20 protein-coding genes are annotated in these 21,220 nt (G+C 67.5%); 13 read left to right on the top strand and 7 right to left on the bottom strand.

Translation table 11 applies throughout. The features are described from left to right. Window positions 1-128: 128 nt before the first annotated feature. The 5 genes from tsf (at window position 129) to ACIQC0_RS00605 (ending at window position 4,100) form a co-directional block, all read left to right on the top strand. On the top strand, window positions 129-965 hold the full coding sequence (gene tsf / locus ACIQC0_RS00625) for a translation elongation factor Ts (protein WP_377215445.1): 837 nt from the start codon (window positions 129-131) through the stop codon (window positions 963-965). Between the two features lie 129 nt (window positions 966-1,094). After that, window positions 1,095-1,832: a UMP kinase gene (gene pyrH / locus ACIQC0_RS00620; RefSeq protein ID WP_377215446.1), complete on the top strand. Its 738-nt coding sequence runs from the start codon at window positions 1,095-1,097 to the stop codon at window positions 1,830-1,832. A gap of 127 nt (window positions 1,833-1,959) precedes the next feature. Continuing rightward, a complete protein-coding gene (gene frr, locus ACIQC0_RS00615) occupies window positions 1,960-2,517 on the top strand; it encodes a ribosome recycling factor (RefSeq protein ID WP_400532185.1) in 558 nt (185 codons plus the stop codon). Beyond that, window positions 2,517-3,440, top strand: a complete 924-nt coding sequence (locus tag ACIQC0_RS00610; RefSeq protein ID WP_400532184.1) for a phosphatidate cytidylyltransferase — start codon at window positions 2,517-2,519, stop codon at window positions 3,438-3,440. The genes frr and ACIQC0_RS00610 overlap by 1 nt, the downstream gene beginning before the upstream one ends. A gap of 75 nt (window positions 3,441-3,515) precedes the next feature. Next, window positions 3,516-4,100 carry a DivIVA domain-containing protein gene (locus ACIQC0_RS00605; protein ID WP_377215449.1) on the top strand — a complete coding sequence of 195 codons (585 nt, stop codon included), beginning with the start codon at window positions 3,516-3,518 and terminating at the stop codon, window positions 4,098-4,100. Between the two features lie 20 nt (window positions 4,101-4,120). Here ACIQC0_RS00605 and ACIQC0_RS00600 read toward each other — a convergent pair whose 3' ends face one another. From ACIQC0_RS00600 to ACIQC0_RS00585, 4 genes are read right to left on the bottom strand one after another with little or no spacing between them, the layout of a single operon-like run. After that, window positions 4,121-5,587 carry a cation acetate symporter gene (locus tag ACIQC0_RS00600; RefSeq protein WP_400532183.1) on the bottom strand — a complete coding sequence of 489 codons (1,467 nt, stop codon included), beginning with the start codon at window positions 5,585-5,587 and terminating at the stop codon, window positions 4,121-4,123. A 7-nt stretch (window positions 5,588-5,594) separates the two neighbouring features. Then, window positions 5,595-5,945: a hypothetical protein gene (locus ACIQC0_RS00595; RefSeq protein WP_400532182.1), complete on the bottom strand. Its 351-nt coding sequence runs from the start codon at window positions 5,943-5,945 to the stop codon at window positions 5,595-5,597. Further along, window positions 5,942-6,658 (bottom strand): LytR/AlgR family response regulator transcription factor, encoded by a 717-nt coding sequence (locus ACIQC0_RS00590; RefSeq protein ID WP_377215452.1) that lies wholly within the window; start codon window positions 6,656-6,658, stop codon window positions 5,942-5,944. Before ACIQC0_RS00590 ends, ACIQC0_RS00595 begins: the two co-directional genes overlap by 4 nt. Window positions 6,659-6,694: 36 nt before the next feature. Continuing rightward, entirely contained in the window at window positions 6,695-7,897 is a 1,203-nt protein-coding gene (locus tag ACIQC0_RS00585; RefSeq protein WP_400532181.1) for a sensor histidine kinase, read from the bottom strand. Between the two features lie 182 nt (window positions 7,898-8,079). Between ACIQC0_RS00585 and ACIQC0_RS00580 the strand changes: the two genes are divergently transcribed. Further along, entirely contained in the window at window positions 8,080-8,460 is a 381-nt protein-coding gene (locus ACIQC0_RS00580) for a DUF485 domain-containing protein (protein WP_377215454.1), read from the top strand. Further along, a complete protein-coding gene (locus ACIQC0_RS00575) occupies window positions 8,457-10,073 on the top strand; it encodes a cation acetate symporter (RefSeq protein ID WP_377215455.1) in 1,617 nt (538 codons plus the stop codon). Before ACIQC0_RS00580 ends, ACIQC0_RS00575 begins: the two co-directional genes overlap by 4 nt. A 134-nt stretch (window positions 10,074-10,207) precedes the next feature. On the opposite strand, the gene ACIQC0_RS00570 is transcribed toward ACIQC0_RS00575, so the two are convergent. Beyond that, window positions 10,208-10,807: a hypothetical protein gene (locus tag ACIQC0_RS00570; protein WP_400532180.1), complete on the bottom strand. Its 600-nt coding sequence runs from the start codon at window positions 10,805-10,807 to the stop codon at window positions 10,208-10,210. 147 nt (window positions 10,808-10,954) lie between these two features. Continuing rightward, window positions 10,955-11,428, bottom strand: coding sequence for an Lrp/AsnC family transcriptional regulator (locus tag ACIQC0_RS00565; RefSeq protein ID WP_400532179.1), 474 nt, complete (start codon window positions 11,426-11,428; stop codon window positions 10,955-10,957). A 195-nt stretch (window positions 11,429-11,623) separates the two neighbouring features. Here ACIQC0_RS00565 and pdhA point away from each other — a divergent pair, with 195 nt between their 5' ends. The 3 genes from pdhA to ACIQC0_RS00550 are packed head-to-tail and all read left to right on the top strand — an operon-like array spanning window position 11,624 to window position 15,200. Beyond that, the gene (gene pdhA, locus ACIQC0_RS00560; protein WP_400532178.1) at window positions 11,624-12,793 is read left to right on the top strand and encodes a pyruvate dehydrogenase (acetyl-transferring) E1 component subunit alpha; all 1,170 of its coding nucleotides are present in this window, start codon (window positions 11,624-11,626) and stop codon (window positions 12,791-12,793) included. Continuing rightward, entirely contained in the window at window positions 12,793-13,803 is a 1,011-nt protein-coding gene (locus tag ACIQC0_RS00555; RefSeq protein ID WP_377215459.1) for an alpha-ketoacid dehydrogenase subunit beta, read from the top strand. The genes pdhA and ACIQC0_RS00555 overlap by 1 nt, the downstream gene beginning before the upstream one ends. A gap of 8 nt (window positions 13,804-13,811) precedes the next feature. Next, a complete protein-coding gene (locus ACIQC0_RS00550) occupies window positions 13,812-15,200 on the top strand; it encodes a dihydrolipoamide acetyltransferase family protein (protein WP_400532177.1) in 1,389 nt (462 codons plus the stop codon). Window positions 15,201-15,329: 129 nt separating this feature from the next. Here the strand turns inward: ACIQC0_RS00550 and ACIQC0_RS00545 are convergent, their stop codons facing one another. After that, complete coding sequence (locus tag ACIQC0_RS00545; protein WP_400532581.1) at window positions 15,330-15,959, bottom strand: TetR/AcrR family transcriptional regulator; 630 nt, start codon at window positions 15,957-15,959, stop codon at window positions 15,330-15,332. A gap of 202 nt (window positions 15,960-16,161) precedes the next feature. Here ACIQC0_RS00545 and ACIQC0_RS00540 point away from each other — a divergent pair, with 202 nt between their 5' ends. Genes ACIQC0_RS00540 through ACIQC0_RS00530 form a run of 3 tightly spaced genes read left to right on the top strand, consistent with a single transcriptional unit; the run spans window position 16,162 to window position 21,186 of the window. Beyond that, window positions 16,162-17,769 (top strand): carboxyl transferase domain-containing protein, encoded by a 1,608-nt coding sequence (locus tag ACIQC0_RS00540; RefSeq protein WP_400532176.1) that lies wholly within the window; start codon window positions 16,162-16,164, stop codon window positions 17,767-17,769. A gap of 7 nt (window positions 17,770-17,776) precedes the next feature. Further along, entirely contained in the window at window positions 17,777-20,026 is a 2,250-nt protein-coding gene (locus ACIQC0_RS00535) for a biotin carboxylase N-terminal domain-containing protein (RefSeq protein WP_400532175.1), read from the top strand. Beyond that, window positions 20,023-21,186 (top strand): acyl-CoA dehydrogenase family protein, encoded by a 1,164-nt coding sequence (locus ACIQC0_RS00530; protein WP_377215463.1) that lies wholly within the window; start codon window positions 20,023-20,025, stop codon window positions 21,184-21,186. Before ACIQC0_RS00535 ends, ACIQC0_RS00530 begins: the two co-directional genes overlap by 4 nt. The last annotated feature ends 34 nt before the right edge of the window (window positions 21,187-21,220 follow it).

Here is a 21,220-nt window from a genome sequence, read left to right as displayed (position 1 = left end):
ACAAGTAAATCCGGATTCTCCGGCGCCGCCCGCGGCGCCGGAGCCGCTGACAGGATGGCGGCCCGCCAGGCGGGCTGCTGTCCTGTCAGTCCGTACACCACATCAAATTTCTAGACAGAGGGGTTCACATGGCGAACTACACTGCCGCGGACATCAAGGCCCTGCGCGAGCGCACCGGCGCCGGCATGATGGATGTCAAGAAGGCTCTTGACGAAGCCAACGGTGACGCCGAGAAGGCCATCGAAATCATCCGCATCAAGGGCCTCAAGGGCGCCACGAAGCGTGAAGGCCGCTCCACCGCTGAAGGCCTCGTCGCCGCCAAGGTCAGCAACGGCGTTGGCGTCATGATCGAAGTCAACTGCGAGACCGACTTCGTCGCCAAGGCTGACAAGTTCATCCAGCTGGCTGACAAGGTCCTGGCCGTGGCCGTCGAGTCCGGCGCAGCCGACCTCGAGACCCTGCTGGCCACCGAAGTTGACGGCAAGCCGCTGTCCGAGGTCGTCGTCGAAGAAGGCGCAGTCCTGGGTGAGAAGGTTGTTGTCCGCCGCATTGCCCGCCTCGAAGGCGCAACGGTTGACGCCTACCTGCACAAGACCTCCAAGGACCTCCCGGCCCAGGTCGGCGTGCTGTTCGCTGTTGACGGTGAAGGCGAAGCCGCTGCCACCGCAGCCCACGACGTCGCTGTCCACATTGCAGCGATGGCCCCGAACTACCTGACCCGCGAGGACGTTCCGGCCGAACTGGTCGAGTCCGAGCGCCGCATCGCCGAAGAGACCGCAAAGGCCGAGGGCAAGCCCGAAGCCGCACTCACCAAGATCGTCGAAGGCCGTGTGACGGGCTTCTACAAGGGTGAGGTCCTGGTTGACCAGGCATTCGCGAAGGACGCCAAGAAGTCCGTGGCGCAGGTCCTCGAAGAGGCCGGCGTCAAGGGAACCGCGTTCGCACGCTTCCGCGTCGGCTCCTAGTCGATCCATGCAAGGGGTGGCCACTTCGGTGGCCGCCCCTTTTGCATGCGCGCCGATTGCCGCCCGGCCGGTTCCGACCAGCTGCCCGGGCAGGATAACCTTTTTTCAGATCATCAACGGGAAGGCATCATGGAAGCCGTCAACACTGTAATCCAGCCAGAGAAGAGCAGGCGCCGCGTCCTCCTGAAGCTTTCAGGCGAGGTCTTCGGCGGCGGAAAGCTGGGTGTCGACCCCGAAACGGTCCGCGACGTAGCCAAGCAGATCGCAGCGGCCGTCCCCGAGGTGGAAGTGGCCATCGTAGTGGGCGGCGGCAACTTCTTCCGCGGCGCAGAACTTTCCCAGAGCGGCATGGACCGCTCCCGCGCCGACTACATGGGGATGCTGGGCACCGTCATGAACTGCCTCGCGCTGCAGGATTTCCTGGAGCAGGCCGGCGTGGAAACCCGGGTCCAGAGCGCCATCACCATGGGTCAGGTGGCCGAGGCCTACATTCCGCGCCGCGCGATCCGCCACATGGAAAAAGGCCGCGTTGTCATCTTCGGCGCAGGCGCCGGCCTCCCATACTTCTCCACCGATACCGTCGCCGCCCAGCGTGCCCTTGAAGTGCACGCCGACGTCGTGCTCATGGCCAAGAGCGGCGTCGACGCCGTCTACACCGCCGATCCCAAGAAAGATCCCACCGCCGAACGGCTCGAGACCCTCAGCTATGACGATGCCCTGCGCCGGGACATCCGGGTCATGGACCAGACCGCCATGACCATGTGCAAGGACAATAAGCTCTCCATGGTGGTGTTCGGCATGGAGGGCGAGGGCAACGTCACCCGCGCCATCCTCGGCGAGAAGCTGGGCACGCTGGTCACAGCCTAGCTGCGGCTAGGATGTTTGCAGGACAGTTTCGTCCCCGGCCCTGCGCCGGGGACGGAAGCAGCTACAGAGAACCACCTTGTGCATCAAACCGGCGCCCCGGACTGCACCAGAACCGTCAGGAGAGACCGTGATCGAAGAAACCTTGCTCGAAGCCGAAGAAAAGATGGACAAGGCAGTCGAGGTAGCCAAGGAAGACTTCGCTTCCGTCCGTACCGGCCGCGCCAACCCCGGCCTCTACAACAAGGTGCTGGTGGAGTATTACGGATCGCCCACCCCGCTGCAGCAGCTTGCTTCCTTTGCCATCCCGGATGCCCGCACCATCCTGATCACGCCGTTCGACAAGACCGCCTTGCGGGACATCGAGCGTGCCCTGAGCGATTCCGAGGTGGGGGCAAATCCGTCCAACGACGGCAACGTCATCCGGATCACCATTCCGGAACTGACCAAGGAGCGCCGCAAGGAGTACGTCAAGATCGTCAAGACCAAGGGCGAGGACGCCAAGGTCTCCATCCGCAATATCCGCCGTAAGGCCAAGGAAACCCTGGACAAGCTGGTCAAGGACGGCGAAGCGGGCGAGGACGAGGGCACCCGGGCGGAGAAGGAACTGGACAACCTGACCAAGGCCCACGTGGACGGCATCGACGAGCTGCTAAAGCGCAAGGAAGCTGAGCTGCTCGAAGTCTGATGGGCCAGGCAGAACAGGCCCCCGCACAGGGTCCGCGTACACGGGGGAAGCGGCCCAGGGCCAACCCCACCCCCAAAGCGGGACGCAACCTGCCCGCCGCGGTGGTGGTGGGGCTGACCATGCTGTTCGGCGTGCTGGGCGGCCTGCTGTTCCTTCCGCTCGGATTCGTGGCGGTCACCACCACCTTCGCCGTGTTCGGCGTGTGGGAGATCTTCCGCGCACTGGAAGCCAACGGCACCAGGCTGCCCATCATTCCCGTGATGACCGGCACCGTGGCCATGCCGTTCGCGGCCTATCTCGGTGGGATCGAGAGCCTGCTCTTCGCCCTGCTGCTGAGTTCCGTAGCCGTGCTGCTGTGGCGCTCCATCGAGGGGGCGGCGGGCTCGGCCAACAGCATCTTCGCGGGTGTTTTTGCCCTGGGCTGGGTGCCCTTCTTCATCAGTTTCGCCGCACTGCCGCTCCACGCCGGCATCGGAGCGTCGCCGCTGGGCCTCTGGCCCGGCGGCACGGTGCCTGAAGGAGCGCTGCAGGTTGCCGTCATGCTCCTCCTGGTGGTTGCCAACGACACGTTCGGCTACCTGGTGGGGGCCTCCCTGGGCAAACATCCCATGGCGCCGAAGATCAGCCCCAAGAAATCCTGGGAAGGCTTCGCCGGATCCGTGGGCGGGGCTGCGGTGGTGGGCGTGCTGGCCAGCGTTTTCGTCCTGGATAAGCCGTGGTGGGTCGGAGTGGTACTGGCAGTTGCCCTGGTAGCCGCCGCCACAGCCGGGGACCTGGCCGAATCCATGGTCAAGCGCGAACTCGGCATCAAGGACATGAGCTCCATCCTTCCCGGCCACGGCGGCGTGATGGACCGGCTCGATTCGATCGTCTTCGCTGCCCCCGTGGCGTTCATCCTGTTCGGGCTGGCAGCGGGCGCCTGACATCCATCCCGGGCGCGTCCGCGGCACCTAGAATGGTGCAAGCGATCCGGCAGAAGAACATTGAAGGAAAACACAGTGGCATTGGACCAACACCGGCAGATTCCCGCGTCCTTTGAGCGCGTGGGACGGAGCGACTACGGCTACAACGCCAAGCAGGTGGACCAGTTCCTGGCCCGTGCGCGCGTGTCCCTGGAGACCCCGGAAGCGGCGACCCATCCGGTCACCAGCGGGGATGTCCGCAGTGTCTCCTTTGACCCGGTGAAGGGCGGCTACTCCGCATCGCGCGTGGATGCAGCCCTGGACCGGCTGGAGGATGCCTTTGCCCGCAGGGAGCGGGATGACCTCATCGCGGCCCGCGGCGAGGAAGCGTGGCTGCGCGAGATCGGCCAATTGTCCGGAACCCTGCGGGGCCGCCTGCACCGGCCCGACGGCGAACGCTTCCGCCGGCCGTCCCGGAAAAAGGCCCGCAGCTACAACACCGCCGACGTGGACCGGCTGTGCCGGGAGCTCATCGGCTACCTGGAGAAGGACAAGCCGCTCAGCGTGGACAGCGTGCGCCGTGCCGTTTTCCGTCCCGCCGTGGGCCGCGAAGGCTACGAAGAAGCCCAGGTGGACGCGTTCCTGGACCGCGTGGTCGAACTGATGGCCGCCATCGACTAACAAGCCGGCGAAGCCGCAGCTCAGCGCTCGGTGGCCAGGGGCCGCTCCGGAGTATGCAGCCGCGTCATGACCCGCTGGACGGTGCGCGGCACCCGCCGGGAAGTGGCCCGGGACACCAGCACCATGACCCCGAACGCGGCCGGCACGGTCCACGCTGCAGGCTGGGCCAGCCAGCCGGGGATATTGTGCGCCCCGGCAAGGGCACCCGCCACCAGCGCGCCGCCGCACAACAGGCCGCCGGTCAGCATCCCTGCGATGGCGCCGGCGTCGGTCAGGCCCCGCCACCAGATCCCCAGCAGCAGCACCGGGCAGACGGTGGAGGCGGTGAACGCAAACACCAGCCCCACGCTGCCGGCCAGCGCAAACGAATCCGTCATGAACGCAAAGCCCAGCGGCACCACCGCTGACACCACAGCGGCCAGGCGGAAGCCGCCGACTCCGCCGCCCAGCGCATCCTGGCTGATGACGCCGGCCAGCGACACCACCAGCCCGGAGGTGGTGGACAGGAAAGCCGCAAAGGCGCCGGCCACCACCAGGGCGGACAGCAGGTCCCCGGCGGTCCCGCCCACCAGCCGGCCGGGCAGCAGCAGCACCATGGCGTCCGCCTGCCCGGACCGCGCAAGGTCCGGAGCGAACACCCGGCCCACGAAACCATAGGCCGTGGGAAAGAGGTAGAACACTGACAGCAGGCCCAGCACGATCAGGGTGGTCCGCCGGGCCGACTGGCCGTCCGGGTTCGTGTAGAAGCGGACCAGCACGTGGGGGAGCCCCAGGGTGCCGAACAACAGGGCCACCAACAGTGAGATGTTCTGGTACATGCCCGCCGGCAGGGCGTTGGTGGGGTTGACGTCCGGCCCGGACAGCGCCGGAGTTCCGTTGCCGGCCAGCACGAAGACCATGAACACGATGGGGACGGCCAGCGCCGTGAGCTTCAGCCAGTACTGGAACGCCTGGACGAACGTAATGGAACGCATCCCTCCCGCAACCACCGTCAGGCACACCACCACGACCACCGCAACGGAGCCTGCCCAGGACGGCAGCCCCGTGGTGATCCTGATGGTCAGCGCTGCTCCGTGCAGCTGCGGGACGATGTACAGCCAGCCCACCAGCACCACCACCATGCTGGTCACCCGCCGCACGGCAAGGGAGTCCAGCCGTGCCTCGGTAAAGTCCGGAATCGTGTAAGCCCCGGAGCGCCGCAGCGGGGCCGCCACGAACAGCAGCAGCATGAGGTATCCCGCCGTATAGCCCACCGGAAACCACAACGCGTCGGTCCCGGACAGCAGGATGAGCCCGGCGACGCCCAGGAAACTGGCCGCGGACAGGTACTCACCGCCGATGGCCGAGGCGTTCCACCAGGGCCGCACGGTCCGGGAGGCAACGTAGAAGTCGCCGGTGGTGCGGGAGATCCGCAGCCCGTAGAAACCGATGGCGGCGGTGGCCAGGACCACCACGGCCACGGCGGCGAGCGCCACTGCCGGGTTCATGCCGGCCTCACCGGTCTTCGGCGAGGTCGCGGTAGCGTGCCTCGTTGCGGGCCGCGGACCGGATGAACAGCCAGGCACTGAGGCCTATGACCGGGTAGATGCCGGCGCCCAGCAGCAGCCAGCTGAAGGGGATACCGGCAATCCGCGTCCCGGCCAGGCCCGGCGCGGCGGCGAGCAGGAGCGGGAATGCCCCCAGGATCAGCAGGAACCCGCTGGCCACCACCAGGGCCAGCCGGAGCTGGGACCGGATCAGCGAGCGGACGAACAGTTGGCCCACCTCGGAGTCGAGTGCGGCCTCGCGGCTTTCCTTGGCCGGCTGCACCGCGGTGCGCGGCGCGGTGACGCGGACCCGGGTCATGACTGCGGCCTGATCCGGGTCGTCTCGAGCTTCTCCCGGACCAGGGGCAGGTGCCGCCGGCTGATGGGAAGCCCCGCACCTGCCACCGTGACGCTGGGACCGTCCGCGGCGAGCTTCATCGACGTCACGTGCTTCAGCGCCACCAGGTACGAACGGTGCGTGCGGATGAAGCCGGCCTCGGCCCACTGCTGCTCCAGGTCGGCCAGGGGCACCCGGATCAGATAGCTGGCGTCCGTCGTGTGGAGCCGCGCGTAGTCTCCCTGCGCCTGGACGTACGTGACGTCGTCGCGCCTGATCATTTTGGTGGTCCCGCCCTGGTCAACTGTGATCATCTCCGGTGCGGCGGCGCCGTCGTGCATTTCACTGATCCGCGCCACCGAGCGCGCCAGTCGCTCCGCGCGCACCGGCTTGAGGAGGTAGTCCACCGCGGCCAGTTCGAAGGCGTCCAGCGCGTGGTCCTCGTCCGCGGTGACGAAGACCACCGCCGGCGGGTTACTGCTCCCGGCGATGGCACGGGCGATGTCCAGGCCGGAGAGGGCGGGCATGTGGATGTCCAGGAAGACTGCGTCCACGCCGCCGGCGGCCAGTGCCTTCAGCGCTTCGCTGCCGGAGGTTGCCCGCAAGACCTTCCCCACCCGTTCGTCCCGGCCCAGCAGGAACGCGAGCTCTTCGACGGCGGGAAGCTCATCGTCGACGACGAGGACATTGATCATGTTCCTAGGTTAGCCAACGCGTCCGCCAAAGCGGCCTCAGGCATCGTGCCCCGGCTGGGACTTGGGCACCCGCATGGTGATGAGCGTGCCCTCGCCGGGGGCGGTTTCGATGACCAGGCCGTGGTCGTTGCCGTAAACCTGCCGCAGCCGGGCGTCCACATTGCGCAGTCCCACATGGTCGCCGTCCGCGTGCCCGGCCAGGACGGCTTGGAGCTGCGCCGGGTCCATGCCCACGCCGTCGTCCTCGATGGTCACCTCGGCGAAGGCGCCGGCGTCGTTGGCCGTGATGCTGATGTGGCCGGGGCCCTCCTTGGCCTCCAGGCCGTGCCGCACGGCGTTTTCTACCAGCGGCTGCAGGCTCAGGAACGGGATGACCGTGCTGAGGACCTCCGGCGCCACGCGGAGGCTTACCTGGACGCGCTCGCCGAACCGCGCACGCTCCAGCAGCAGGTACCGGTCGATGCAGCGCAGCTCCTCGGCCAGTGTGGTGAAGTCGCCGTGCCGCCGGAAGGAATAGCGGGTGAAGTCGGCGAATTCGACCACCAGTTCGCGCGCCCGGGCGGGGTCCGTATTGATGAAGGACGCAATCGCGTTCAACGAGTTGTAGATGAAGTGCGGGCTGATCTGGGCGCGGAGGGCCCGGACTTCGGCTTCCATCAGGAGGGTGCGCGAAGCGTCCAGCTCAGCCAGTTCCACCTGCGCCGCCACCCAGTCCGCCACTTCGGTGGTGGCCCGGACCAGGCCGGCGCCGGCCGTGGGCGCAAAGGCCGCCACCGCACCCACTACCCGGGTGCCGGCACGCACGGGCGCAATGACCGCTGCCAGGGGGCCTCCGGTAGCGTCAACCGCGTCCGGCCCGGACGGACTGCCGGCGCGCAGCACCGCCGTGTGGCCACCAGACAGGACCCCCGCAGCGAGATCCATCAGGCGCGGCTTCAGGTCCTCGGCGGCGCCGTCCCAGGCCAGCACCCCGGCCGTGTCCGTGATCGCCAGGGCCTCGCAGCCCAGCAGGGCCCTCAGCTGCCGGCTGGCCTTGGCCGCTCCGGCCGGATTGAGCCCGCGCCGCAGGTGCTGTCCCGCCTGGGACGCGGCGTGCAGCGTGTGGTAGGTGGCCCGCTCGGCGTCGGTGCCCAGCTCGCGGAAGGAGCGGAGTACTTTCAGTCCCACGCCGACGACGGCGGCAACGGCCAGGGCGATGACGGCCACCGCCGCGGCGGTCAGGAGGGGGGAGTCGGGCATGGTGCCCAGCGTAGCGGCGGCTGCCGCTTGTCGCAGCATCGGGGCCGTTGAGCGACCGCACCACCGCGGGGGCTGGAATGTTCCCCGCCCCACACAGCAGAGTGATGGGAGTCACAGCGCCGGTACGCCTTGCGGGGCCCTGCCGCCCGGTGTGTCCAGGCAAGTCTCAATGAGGAGGAATGATGGGTCACGACGCCCACACTCCGGACGCAGCGGCGTCCGTGGACTTTGAAGAGGTCCAATCGACGGAGCGGTTCCAGGAACTGCGCAAACGTCACCGCAGCTTTGTCTTTCCCATGGCCGCGGCATTCCTGCTGTGGTACTTCGCGTACGTCCTGCTCGCGGACTACGCCGTGGACTTCATGTCCACCAAGGTCTGGGGGAACATCAACATCGGCCTGATCCTGGGCCTGCTCCAGTTCGTCTCCACCTTTGCGATCACCGGCTGGTACGTGAGCTACTCCAACCGGCGGCTGGACCCGATCGCGGCGGAGATCCGCCACGAAATCGAAGGGCACGAATTTGATAAGCACGGCAACCCAGTGGGCGGAGTAAACAAATGATCGGAATCGCCACGGCGGTGGACGTGTCCGCCCTGAAGGACACCACGCTGCTGAACATGGGCATCTTCGGCCTCTTCGTGGCCGTCACCATGGTCATTGTGTTCCGGGCCAGCCGGAACAACAAGACTGCCGCCGACTACTACGCGGCCGGCCGGTCATTTACCGGTTCCCAGAACGGCACCGCCATCGCCGGCGACTACCTGTCCGCGGCTTCCTTCCTGGGCATCACCGGCGCCATCGCCATCAACGGCTATGACGGCTTCATGTACTCCATTGGCTTCCTGGTTGCCTGGCTGGTGGCCCTGCTCCTGGTGGCGGAACTTCTCCGCAATACGGGCAAGTTCACCATGGCGGACGTGCTCTCCTTCCGGCTGAAGCAGCGCCCGGTCCGGATCGCTGCGGCACTGTCCACCCTGGCCGTCTGCTTCTTCTACCTCCTCGCCCAGATGGCCGGCGCCGGCAGCCTCATCTCGCTGCTGCTCGGCATCAGCGACTGGGGCGGACAGGCCCTGGTGATCATCGTCGTCGGCGCCCTCATGATCATGTACGTCCTGATCGGCGGCATGAAGGGCACCACCTGGGTGCAGATCATCAAGGCCATCCTGCTGATTGCCGGTGCCGCCGTAATGACCCTGTGGGTGCTGGCCATCTACGGCTTCAACCTCTCCAGCCTGCTCGGCGCCGCAGTGGACACGGCCAACAATCCCGCCGTGCTTAACCCGGGCCTGCAATACGGCAAGTCCGAGACGTCCAAACTCGACTTCATGTCCCTGGGCCTGGCCCTGGTCCTGGGCACCGCAGCCCTGCCGCACGTCCTGATGCGCTTCTACACCGTGCCCACGGCCAAAGAGGCCCGCAAGTCCGTGGTGTGGTCCATCTGGCTGATTGGCCTGTTCTACCTGTTCACCCTGGTGCTGGGCTACGGCGCCGCTGCCCTGGTGGGTGCCGAGACCATCAAGTCCGCGCCCGGCGGCGTCAACTCCGCTGCCCCGCTCTTGGCCTTCTACCTGGGCGGCCCGCTCCTGCTCGGCTTCATCTCGGCGGTGGCATTCGCCACCATCCTCGCCGTGGTGGCCGGCCTGACCATCACCGCGGCGGCGTCCTTCGCCCATGACATCTACGCCAGCGTCATCTCCAAGGGAAAGGCCGACGCCGAGACGGAGGTCAAGGTGGCCCGGCGCACCGTCGTGGTCATCGGAGTCCTGGCCATCCTTGGCGGTATCCTCGCCAACGGCCAGAACGTCGCCTTCCTGGTGGCACTCGCCTTCGCGGTGGCTGCCTCGGCAAACCTGCCCACCATCGTGTACTCCCTGTTTTGGCGGAAGTTCACCACACAGGGTGCGGTGTGGAGCATGTATGGCGGCCTCGCCTCGGCAATCATCCTGATCATGTTCTCCCCGGTGGTTTCGGGCACGGAGAAGTCCATGATTCCGAGCGCCGACTTTGCGTTCTTCCCGCTCAGCAACCCGGGTATCGTCTCCATCCCGCTGGCGTTCTTCCTTGGTTGGCTGGGAACGACCCTGGACAAGAACCGGGAAGACAGCGCCAAGCAGGCCGAAATGGAGGTGCGGTCGCTGACCGGCGTCGGCGCCGAGAAGGCGGTGGATCACTGATCCGGCCGTTGCCGGGCCGGGTGCACTGCACCTGAAGGGCACCGCAAGGGGTCCGGTCCGCACACCACGAAGCCCCTGCGCCTTGGACTCCCGTTCAAGGCGCAGGGGCTTCGTGCTTCAGGAAAGCCTCGGTGCTAGCCCGCCGGGCGCAGGGTGATGCTTGTCATCTTGAGCTGGTCGGCACCCTCGAAACGGTAGGACAGATCGGTCTTCCTGTCCCCGCAGGTGATCAGGCCAGTGACATCAGCACGCCTGGTGCCGCCATCGTTGTCTACCGTGAAGTCGTTGAAGGCCGGTTCGCAGCTTTGGGTCAGCTTCAGGGTGCCGATACCGGCCATGAACTGTTCCTTGGACAGCTGCTCCTGGAGTGCGGGGTCCAGGTATTCGCGGTAGGCCTTGGCGGTGTCGCCGGCGATCACCAGATCCGTGAAGTCTTTCGCCAGGCCACGGGCCTGGTTGCTGGTGCTGCCTGTGACGTTGACGGCGATGATGATGCCAAGGACCAGCAGGAGCACGAGTCCGCCGGCGCCGGCCAGCAGGACCATGGGCCGGGGCCTGCCCGGGACGCGGCCCTCTGCACGGGCCGCGGCGCGGGCCTTGCGCCGCCCGCCCGGCTGCACGCCGCCGTCGTCATCCTGTCCGGGTGACTGCTGCGGCTCTCTGTCCGGGACGGGCGGCAGGCCGTGCGGCAGGCGCGGCTGCTGGGACGGGTAAGGTTCCTGGGGACCGCTCAAGGGAAGCCTTTCCGGACGTGGTGCGGAGGCACCGCCTGGACGCGCGCACTGGATCCGCGCAATAACGGGCACCAGCCTATCGGGCGCGCCGCCCGGTCCGTACTTTCGTTGCGCCGGAAGTGGGAACCGGAAGCCGGCCGCTTCCGGTCACGCCCCGGCGGATCCGCGCTCGAGCAAGGGCTGGACCCGGAAGGGAATGAGTTCGCCCATCGCCAGTGCCGTATCGGTGCGGTCGACGCCGTCGCACGCCAAGATCTTGCCGTTAATCCGGAACAGGTCCTCGGCATCCAGGGCCACCACGCGCAGCAGCAGGTCCGCGGACCCGGTCAGGCCGTAGCCCTCCAGAATCTCCGGAATGTCCGCAAGCTTGCCGGCCAGTTCGCCCAGCTTCTGCTGCTGGACGTGGACGGAAATGAACGCCATCAGGGGGTACCCCAGGGACGCCGGATTGATGCGCCGCTCGAAGGAAAGGAAGACGTGCTTCTTCTCCAGTTGGGCCATGCGCGCCTGGACGGTGTTCCGGGAAAGTCCCAGCGTCTGGGCAAGTGCCACCACCGTCCTGCGGGGGTCCTGCGCGAGGGCAGACAGCAGGCGGGTGTCAGTGCCATCCAAAGCTTGCATAATGCGCAACGTTAGCACGGTGCGGAGTGTCCGGACAGAGCATTATGCTCAAGGAATTTCAAAGTGGTTGTGCCCCCTGAGCATTGTGAGTAGGGTCACAGTATCCGGGGCAACGGCGCCCGGAAGGCAGGCGCTGGCCGGGGCCACAAGCTCCTCCAGCCGCAGGTCAACGACGTAAGAAGGTTGCGGGCTATCGTGTCTACAGACGAAGCGGGCCACATCGGGGCAGGATCCCGGAACGGCGCCCGGAGTACCCAAGGAGCAGGGCAGAACCTCGTCCAGCTGATCACCCCCGCGGGGGAGCGGATCAGCCATCCCGAATTTGATTTCTGGGTCAAGGACGTGTCCGACGAACAGCTGTGTTCGCTGTATGAGGACCTCACCGTCATCCGGCGGATCGATGTCGAAGCCACCGCGCTGCAGCGCCAGGGTGAGCTCGCCCTGTGGCCGCCGCTGCTCGGCCAGGAGGCAGCACAGGTTGGCTCAGCCCGGGCGCTCCGGGAGGACGACTATATTTTCTCCAGCTACCGGGAAAACGGCGTGGCCTACTGCCGCGGCGTGGACCTCACCGACCTGGTGCGGGTATGGCGCGGCAATGCGTCTTCCGGCTGGGACCCGGCCACGGTGAACATGGCCACTCCGCAGATCATCATCGGCGCCCAGACGCTGCACGCCACCGGATATGCCATGGGCATCCAGAACGACGGCGCCGACTCAGTGGCCATCACCTACTTCGGCGATGGCGCCACCAGTGAAGGCGACGTCAACGAGGCGATGGTCTTTGCTGCCAGCTATCAGGTTCCCGTCGTGTTCTTCTGTACCAACAACCACTGGGCCATTTCCGAGCCAGTGCGCCTGCAGTCCCACATCCAGCTGGCAGACAGGGCCACCGGCTTCGGCATTCCCAGCCTCCGCGTGGATGGAAACGATGTCCTGGCCGTGATGGCCGCCACGCGGGTAGCACTGGACCGGGCCCGCCGCGGCGGCGGCCCCACCTTCATCGAGGCCGTGAGCTACCGCATGGGACCGCACACGACGGCGGATGACCCCACCCGCTACCGCGACCCCAACGAGCTCGAGGACTGGGCCGCCAAGGACCCCATCGCCCGTGTTGCCGCCCTGCTGGACCGCAAGGGCCTCCTCACCGACGACCTGGAACAGCGGGTCAAGGGCAAGGCTGACGCCGTGGCCAAGGAAATGCGCTCGGGCTGCATCTCCATGCCGGACCCTGAGCCCCTGGATGTCTTCAAGCACGTCTACAGCACGCCCAACTCCTGGCTGGACCGGCAGCAGGACCACTACGCCCGTTACCTCGCGTCCTTCGGTGATCCCGCAGGCGCCGCTTCCCAGGAAGGTGCACGCTGATGACGCAGATGACCTTTGCCCGTGCCATCAATACCGGGCTGCGCAAGTCGCTGGAAAATGATCCCAAGGTGGTTCTCCTCGGCGAGGACATCGGCACGCTCGGCGGCGTGTTCCGGGTGACCGATGGCCTGCAGAAGGACTTCGGCAAGCACCGGGTGGTGGATACGCCTCTGGCCGAGTCCGGCATTGTGGGTACCGCCGTTGGCTTGGCCTATCGCGGTTACCGGCCGGTGGTGGAAATCCAGTTCGACGGCTTCATCTATCCGGCCTTCGACCAGATCGTCAGCCAGGTGGCCAAGCTGCACTACCGCACCCGCGGCGCCGTCAAGATGCCCATCACCATCCGGGTTCCGTTCGGCGGCGGCATCGGCTCGCCCGAGCACCACTCCGAATCCCCGGAGGCCTACTTCACGCACACCTCCGGGCTGCGCGTGGTCACGGTATCCAACCCGCAGGACGCCCACACCGTCATCCAGCAGGCCATCGCCTGCGACGACCCCGTCCTCTACTTTGAGCCCAAGCGCCGCTACCACGACAAGGGCGAGGTGGACGAGTCCGTCGACCCGCGTTCGGCATTCCCCATGGACAAGGCGCGCATCCTCACCCAGGGCACCGACGTTACCCTCGTGGCATACGGGCCCCTGGTCAAGACGTGCATGGACGTTGCCGCTGCGGCAGCGGACGAGGGTATCTCCATCGAGGTCATCGACCTGCGCTCGCTGGCCCCCGTGGACTACGACACAGTGGTTGCCTCCGTGCGGAAGACCGGGCGCATGGTCATCACCCACGAGGCCGGGCAGTCCGGCGGCGTGGGCGCGGAAGTGGCTGCCAGCATCACCGAACGCTGCTTCTACTACCTGGAATCCGCGCCGGTGCGCGTGACCGGGTTCGATGTTCCCTATCCCTATTCAAAGGTGGAGATGCACCACTTGCCGGGCCTTGACCGCATCCTGGACGGTGTGGACCGTGCCTTGGGCCGGCCCAACTCCCTGAGCGGGCTGGAAGGATGAGCGCCACCATGATCAAGGAATTCCGGCTTCCGGACCTGGGTGAGGGCCTCACCGAATCTGAAATCCTGAGCTGGAAGGTCGGGGTGGGGGACACCGTCACGCTCAACCAGGTCATCGCCGAGGTGGAGACGGCCAAGGCCGTGGTGGAGCTGCCCTCTCCTTTTGCCGGAGTCATCAAGGCGCTTCACGAGGAACCGGGAACAGTGGTGGAGGTGGGAAAGCCCATCGTCACCTTTGAAGTAGCGGACGACGGCGGCAGCGCACCTTCCGGCGCGGAAGGGGGCGACGCTGCAGGGGCCATCGGAAAACGGGAACCCAACCTGGTGGGGTACGGCGCCGTCGTCGAAAGCTCCGGCCGTCCCGCACGGCGGCCCCGGAACTTCACGGCAGTGGCTCCTTCTGCTGCGACCGCGTCGGCGGCGCCTGCGCCGGCTGCTGCGCCTGCTTCCGTAGACTCCACTCCCGATTCAGCCGTGGCGCCTGCCGGTTCCGGTGAACGCCCGCGCTCCACGCCGCCGGTGCGGAAGCTGGCCAAGGACCTGGGCGTCGACCTGGCCGATGTCACGGCGACCGGCCCGGACCGGCTCATCACCCGCGAGGATGTCCAGGCCTACGCCGACGGCGCACAGGATGCCCGAACGCAGGGAACCGGGCAGCAGGGAACCGGCGCCACAGCTGGAAGTGCCTCCGGCGGGCCGCGCGAGGTCCGCACTCCGATCAAGGGCGTCCGGAAGTTCACTGCGGCCGCCATGGTCCAGAGCGCTTTTACGGCCCCGCACGCCACAGAGTTCCTCACCGTGGACGTCACACCCGCCATGGAACTGCTGGCAAAGCTCAAGGCCAGCCGGGAATTCCAGGGCTGCCGCGTCACGCCGATGACGCTTGCGGCCAAGGCGGTGCTGATTGCCCTAAAGCGGAATCCGTCACTCAACTCGCGCTGGGATGAGGCCAGCCAGGAGATCGTGACGTTCAACTACGTGAACCTGGGTATCGCCGCGGCCACCCCGCGCGGGCTCACCGTGCCGAACGTCAAGGACGCCGACAGGCTGTCGCTGCGGGACCTTGCGGGCGCGATCACGGAACTCACGGAAACGGCCCGCGCCGGCAAGACCGCTCCCGCGGATCTTTCCGGAGGCACGATCTCGATTACCAATATCGGCGTCTTCGGGATCGACGCCGGCACGCCCATCCTCAACCCGGGCGAAGCGGCAATCCTCGCCCTGGGTGCGGTGCGGAATATGCCGTGGGAGTACCAGGGCGAAGTGGCGCTGCGGCAGGTGCTCACTCTGAGCCTGTCCTTCGACCATCGGCTCGTGGACGGCGAGCAGGCCTCCCGGTTCCTCGCGGACGTCGGGGCGATCATGGCCGAGCCGGGCATGGTCCTCACCATGGTCTGACATGCGCACGACCGGCCCCGGCCCGCTTGGGCGGTGGTGCCAGGGGCCGGTTATGCGTGCCAGGGGCCGGTTGTGGCGGCGGGATGATTGGGGGGCCCGCCGCCACGGGGCCCGTTGTGGCGGCGGGGATCAGTCGGCGGGGACCGTCAGGGCGGCCAGGGCCATGGTTTCCAGCAGCGGCCGGGCGGTCCGCGAGGCCATCTTGCGGCCGTGGCTGCGCACCGAGTGTGGCGTGGAGTTAATTAAGCCGAACGTGGCGTGTGCCCGCATGCGAAGCTCGGATGCATCCGTGCCCGGATGGATCAGTGCCAGCACCTCCACCCAGACCTCGACGTAACTGCGCTGCAGCGTCCGCACCGCCGACTGGTCCTGCTCCGACAAGTTGCTCAGGTCCCGGTCCTGGACCCGGATCACGTCCGGCTTCCCCAAGGCAAAGTCCACCTGGAATTCCACCAGGCGCCGCAGGGCAACGGCCGGGTCAGGGTTGTCCGCCACGACGCGCCGGCCGCCTTCCAGGAGGTCCTGGCTGACCGTGGTGAGCAGATCCGCCAAGACGGCCTGCTTGCCGGAGAAATGCCGGTAGACCGCCGGGCCGCTCACACCGGCCGCCGAGCCCAGGTCCTCGAGCGAGACCCGGTTGAAGCCGTTCGCCGCAAACAGGGAAGCGGCAGCGGCCAGGAGCGCCCGTCGGCGGCTTTCCTTCGCCTGGCTGCGCTGCGTGACGGGGCTGCGCTGCGTGACGGGGCTGCGTTGCGTCACGGGGCTGCGCTCCGTGGTGGTGCTGCGCTGGACAGCGCCGCTGCTGCTGGTGGGCACTTCTCCTCCTTGGACCCGCAAAGCCTAGCAAGGCCCCGCCTGTGTTGGACATCACAGTTAATAGAGACTAACCTGAATTTCAGTTATTGAACACTAACCGAGTTGGCATTCCCGGCCCGGAATGGAAGAGAAACGGAACGCGTCGATGGAGACCCTTCTCAGCCGGCTTGACCCAGCCAGTGAGGCGTTTGCGGCCAACCGCCAGGCGCAGCTTGAGCTTGTGGCTGACCTGCGCAAACGACTTGCGGACGCAGCACTGGGCGGGCCGGAGAAATCCCGGCAGAGGCACGTGGCCCGCGGCAAGCTGCTGCCCCGGGAGCGCATCGACCAACTCCTGGACGACGGCAGCCCGTTCCTGGAGATCTCCCCCCTGGCAGCCAACGGGATGTACGACGACGAAGCTCCCGGCGCCGGCGTGATTGCGGGCATCGGGCTGGTCCACGGCCGCCACGTCCTGGTCATCTCCAACGACGCCACCGTCAAAGGCGGCACGTACTACCCCATGACGGTGAAGAAGCACCTGCGGGCCCAGGAGATCGCGCTGGAAAACCGGCTGCCCTGCATCTACCTGGTGGACTCCGGCGGGGCATTCCTGCCCAAGCAGGACGAGGTCTTCCCGGACAAGGAGCATTTCGGCCGCATCTTCTTCAACCAGGCGAGGATGTCGGCGGCGAAGATTCCGCAGATCGCCTCCGTGATGGGGTCCTGCACGGCCGGAGGCGCGTATGTGCCGGCCATGAGCGATGAGACCGTCATTGTCCGCAACCAGGGCACCATCTTCCTGGGCGGGCCGCCGCTGGTGAAGGCCGCCATCGGGGAGATCGTCACCGCAGAGGAACTGGGCGGCGGCGAAGTGCACTCGCGCGTTTCCGGTGTGACGGACCACCTCGCGGAAAATGACGAGCACGCGCTCCAGATCATCCGCGACATCGTTGCCACCCTGCCGCCACCGCCCCCGCCCGCCTGGGAGGTGCAGCCCGCCGTCGAACCCGCCGAGGATCCGGCCGGGCTCTACGGCGCCGTGCCCACGGACGTCAATGCCCCCTATGACGTGCACGAGGTCATCGCCCGCCTGGTGGACGGCAGCCGGTTCCACGAGTTCAAGAAGGAATACGGCACCACCCTGGTCACCGGTTTCGCCCGGATCCATGGGCACCCGGTGGGCATCGTGGCCAACAACGGCGTGCTCTTCGGCGAGTCCTCGCTCAAGGGCGCCCACTTCATCGAACTCTGCGACCAGCGCGGCATCCCGCTGCTGTTCCTGCAGAACATCTCGGGCTTCATGGTGGGCAAGGACGCCGAGCAGGGCGGCATCGCCAAAAACGGCGCCAAGATGGTTACCGCCGTGGCAACAGCCCGGGTGCCCAAGCTGACAGTCGTGATCGGCGGCTCGTTCGGCGCCGGCAACTACTCCATGTGCGGCCGGGCGTACTCGCCGCGGTTCCTATGGATGTGGCCGGCCGCGCGGATCTCGGTGATGGGCGGCAACCAGGCCTCCAGCGTGCTGGCCACCGTCAAGCGGGACCAGTTCGAGGCCGCCGGAACGGATTGGTCCGCCGAGGACGAAGAAGCCTTCAAGGCGCCCATCCGCCGGCAATACGAGGACCAGGGCAGCCCGTACTACTCCACGGCACGCCTCTGGGACGACGCCGTGATCGACCCCGCGGACACCCGCACCGTCCTGGGCCTGGCGCTTGACGTCGTAGCCCGCACCCCGCTGCCCGAAACCTCCTTCGGCCTCTTCCGGATGTGAACCAGCCATGACTACTCCCGCACTTTCCGAATCCACGCCACAGGCCGCCCCGCCCCTGTTCGGCACCGTCCTGGTGGCGAACCGCGGCGAAATCGCGTGCCGGGTCATCCGCACCCTGCGCGCCCTGGGCATCCGCTCGGTCGCCGTCTACAGCGATGCCGACGCCGGAGCGCGCCACGTGCGCGAGGCTGACACGGCCGTCCGGATCGGCCCTGCAGCGGCCGCCGAGAGCTACCTCAGCATCGATGCGGTCATTGAGGCCTGCCGGCGGAGCGGCGCCGACGCGGTGCACCCCGGCTACGGCTTCCTCAGCGAGAACGTGGAGTTCGCGCGTGCCCTGGACGAAGCGGGCATCACGTTCATCGGCCCCCGCGTGGAGGCACTGAACGTCATGGGGGACAAGATCCGCTCCAAGACGCACGTGGCGGGTTATGACGTCCCGGTGGTCCCGGGCGTGGCCCGCCCGGGAATGACCGACGCTGAGCTCGTGGAGGCGGCTGCCGCCGTCGGCTATCCGCTCCTGATCAAGCCCTCCGCGGGCGGTGGCGGCAAGGGCATGCACGCCGTGGCAACCCCTGAGGAGCTACCGGCCACCCTCGCCACGGCCCGCCGCGTGGCGGCCAGCGCCTTCGGCGATGACACCCTCTTCCTGGAGCGGCTCGTCACCACTCCGCGGCACATCGAGGTGCAGGTGCTGGCGGACAACTACGGGAACGTCATCCACCTCGGCGAGCGCGAATGCTCGCTGCAGCGCCGCCACCAGAAGGTCATCGAAGAGGCGCCCTCGCCGCTGCTGGCCGGGCTGCCCAACGGCGCCGAGGTCCGCGCCCGGATCGGCGAGGCGGCCTGCAACGCCGCCCGCAGCGTCAACTACACCGGCGCGGGCACCGTGGAGTTCCTGGTTTCGGACGAGGCTCCGGACGAGTTCTTCTTCATGGAGATGAACACCCGGCTGCAGGTGGAGCACCCCGTCACGGAGATGGTCACCGGCATCGACCTGGTGGAATGGCAGGTCCGCATCGCCGCCGGTGAGGAACTGACCGTCCGGCAGTCCGACGTCGGACTTTCCGGCCACGCCGTGGAGGCGCGCGTCTACGCGGAAGTGCCGGAAAAAAACTTCCTGCCCTCGACCGGCACGGTACTCCTTCTTGACGAACTGCCCGGTCCCCGGCAGCGGCCGAGCGCCCCGCCAGCCAACGAAGTGGCCACCGCCCGGGGGAGGGTCCGGGTGGACTCTTCCCTGGTGGATGGCCTGGAACTTTCCTCCAGCTATGACCCGATGATCTCCAAGGTGATCGCCTGGGGCGCGGACCGCACCGACGCCCTGGACACGCTGGACGCGGCGCTCGCCGGCTATACCGCCTTGGGCGTGCACACCAACGTGGAGTACCTCCGCCTGCTCATCAACGATCCGGACGTCCGCGCCGGCCGCCTGGACACAGGCCTGATCGGGCGCCGCATGCCGGAGCTCACCTTCCGCCGGCCCGACGCGTTCGAGTTCGCCGCGGCCGCCCTCTATGCCGCGGACCACGAGCGGCAGAACACCCCGCCCGATCCGGCTGGCACGGCGGGTCCATGGCAGCGCAAGGACGGCTGGCGGGTGGGCAGCCCGGCGCCGCGGCGCATCAGTGTCGGTACGCCCGACGGCGGCGTGGCCACCGTGGCGGTCGGCGCCCTGGAGGTGCCGGGGGACGCAGCGGGGAAGGAGCCCCTGCGGGCCTCCGTGCAAGTGGACGGCGGCCCGGTGCGCCGGGCCGCGCTGCACCTGAGCTCCCGCGCGGCATTCCGGCTGGAACTCGACGGCGAGGGCCGGGACTACTCGCTGGCCCCGGTGTTCACCGGACCCCAGGCGCAAAGCTGGCTGGACCCCCGGCCGGGTCCCTCGGCGCTCTTCCTGGGCAATGAAGGCTGGTCCTGCCGGCTGGAAATCCTCACCCGCGAGGCCCGCCTGGAACGCGTACTGGCGGCAGTGCAGCGGGAAGAAGGCGCAGCGGACCCGGCAGTACGCTCACCCATGCCGGGCACGGTGGTCGCCGTACCGGTCCGGGACGGCGACACCGTGCAGGCCGGCCAGGTGCTGCTCTCCGTGGAGGCCATGAAGATGGAACACCAGCTCCTCGCGCCGCTGGCAGGCACGGTGCACCTGACAACGGCTGCCGGCGCCCTGGTGAAGGCAGACCAGGTGGTGGCCACCATCCACCCGCTCGACGACACGAACACCCCCAACGAACTTGATGGCGAAGGAGCCCAGGCATGAACGGTTTTGAACTGACGGAGGAATACCAGGACCTCAGCGACACCGTCCGCGACTTCGCGGACACGGTGGTGGCCCCGGTCTCCGCCAAGCACGACGAGGAACACAGCTTCCCCTACGAAGTGGTCAAGCAGATGGCGGAGATGGGCCTCTTCGGCCTGCCGTTCCCGGAAGAATTCGGCGGCATGGGCGGCGACTACTTCGCGCTTGCCCTCGCGCTGGAACAACTGGGCCGGGTGGACCAGTCCGTGGCCATCACCCTGGAAGCCGGAGTCTCCCTGGGCGCCATGCCTATCTACCGGTTCGGCACGGACGCGCAGAAGCAGGAGTGGCTGCCGATGCTGGCCTCGGGCCAGGCGCTCGCAGGCTTCGGACTCACCGAACCCGAGGCGGGCTCGGACGCAGGCGGTACCAAGACCACCGCGCGGCGCGAGGACGGAAACTGGGTCATCAACGGCAACAAGGAGTTCATCACCAACTCCGGCACGGACATCACACGCCTGGTCACCGTCACTGCCGTCACCGGCCAGACCGAGCGCCCGGACGGGTCCGTGAAGAAAGACATCTCCACCATCCTGGTGCCTACCGACACGCCGGGCTTCAAGGCGGAGAAGCCGTACAACAAGGTGGGATGGAACGCCTCCGACACGCACCCGCTGACGCTCAAGGACGTCCGGGTCCCGGAAGCCAACCTGCTCGGAGCCGAAGGCCGCGGCTACGCGAACTTCCTGTCCATCCTGGATGAGGGCCGGATCGCCATCGCGGCACTGGCCACAGGTGCGGCCCAGGGCTGCGTGGACCTCTCGGTCCGCTATGCCAGCGAACGGCGCGCTTTCGGCCAGGAAATCGGCAAGTACCAGGCCGTCTCCTTCAAGATCGCCCGGATGGAAGCACGCGCCCACACGGCCCGGCTGGCGTACTACGACGCCGCGGCCCGGATGCTCGCCGGCAAGCCGTTCAAGACGCAGGCGGCCATCGCTAAGATGGTCGCAGGCGAGGCAGCCATGGACAACGCGCGGGATGCCACCCAGGTATTCGGCGGCTATGGCTTCATCAACGAGTTCACCGTGGCGCGCCACTACCGCGACTCCAAGATCCTTGAAGTGGGGGAGGGCACCACGGAGGTCCAGCTGATGCTGATCGCCCGCGAACTGGGCCTCTAGGCCCGGGCGCCGTTGCCGGCCGAAAGGATCACTG

This window comes from Pseudarthrobacter sp. NPDC092419 (assembly GCF_044755045.1).
GTDB lineage: Bacteria > Actinomycetota > Actinomycetes > Actinomycetales > Micrococcaceae > Arthrobacter.
Note: the sequence above shows the minus strand (reverse complement) of the source record. Positions and strands in the feature narration are given on the sequence as shown.

Bases quoted from the DNA above. Each gene is read 5' to 3' on its own strand.
- ACIQC0_RS00580 (WP_377215454.1), top strand. From the start codon at position 8,080: ATGGGTCACGACGCCCACACTCCGGACGCAGCGGCGTCCGTGGACTTT.
- tsf (WP_377215445.1), top strand. From the start codon at position 129: ATGGCGAACTACACTGCCGCGGACATCAAGGCCCTGCGCGAGCGCACC.
- ACIQC0_RS00530 (WP_377215463.1), top strand. From the start codon at position 20,023: ATGAACGGTTTTGAACTGACGGAGGAATACCAGGACCTCAGCGACACC.
- ACIQC0_RS00575 (WP_377215455.1), top strand. From the start codon at position 8,457: ATGATCGGAATCGCCACGGCGGTGGACGTGTCCGCCCTGAAGGACACC.
- ACIQC0_RS00550 (WP_400532177.1), top strand. From the start codon at position 13,812: ATGATCAAGGAATTCCGGCTTCCGGACCTGGGTGAGGGCCTCACCGAA.
- ACIQC0_RS00565 (WP_400532179.1), bottom strand. From the start codon at position 11,428: ATGCAAGCTTTGGATGGCACTGACACCCGCCTGCTGTCTGCCCTCGCG.
- ACIQC0_RS00610 (WP_400532184.1), top strand. From the start codon at position 2,517: ATGGGCCAGGCAGAACAGGCCCCCGCACAGGGTCCGCGTACACGGGGG.
- ACIQC0_RS00590 (WP_377215452.1), bottom strand. From the start codon at position 6,658: ATGATCAATGTCCTCGTCGTCGACGATGAGCTTCCCGCCGTCGAAGAG.
- ACIQC0_RS00535 (WP_400532175.1), top strand. From the start codon at position 17,777: ATGACTACTCCCGCACTTTCCGAATCCACGCCACAGGCCGCCCCGCCC.
- pyrH (WP_377215446.1), top strand. From the start codon at position 1,095: ATGGAAGCCGTCAACACTGTAATCCAGCCAGAGAAGAGCAGGCGCCGC.
- ACIQC0_RS00595 (WP_400532182.1), bottom strand. From the start codon at position 5,945: ATGACCCGGGTCCGCGTCACCGCGCCGCGCACCGCGGTGCAGCCGGCC.
- ACIQC0_RS00600 (WP_400532183.1), bottom strand. From the start codon at position 5,587: ATGAACCCGGCAGTGGCGCTCGCCGCCGTGGCCGTGGTGGTCCTGGCC.
- ACIQC0_RS00585 (WP_400532181.1), bottom strand. From the start codon at position 7,897: ATGCCCGACTCCCCCCTCCTGACCGCCGCGGCGGTGGCCGTCATCGCC.
- ACIQC0_RS00540 (WP_400532176.1), top strand. From the start codon at position 16,162: ATGGAGACCCTTCTCAGCCGGCTTGACCCAGCCAGTGAGGCGTTTGCG.
- ACIQC0_RS00555 (WP_377215459.1), top strand. From the start codon at position 12,793: ATGACGCAGATGACCTTTGCCCGTGCCATCAATACCGGGCTGCGCAAG.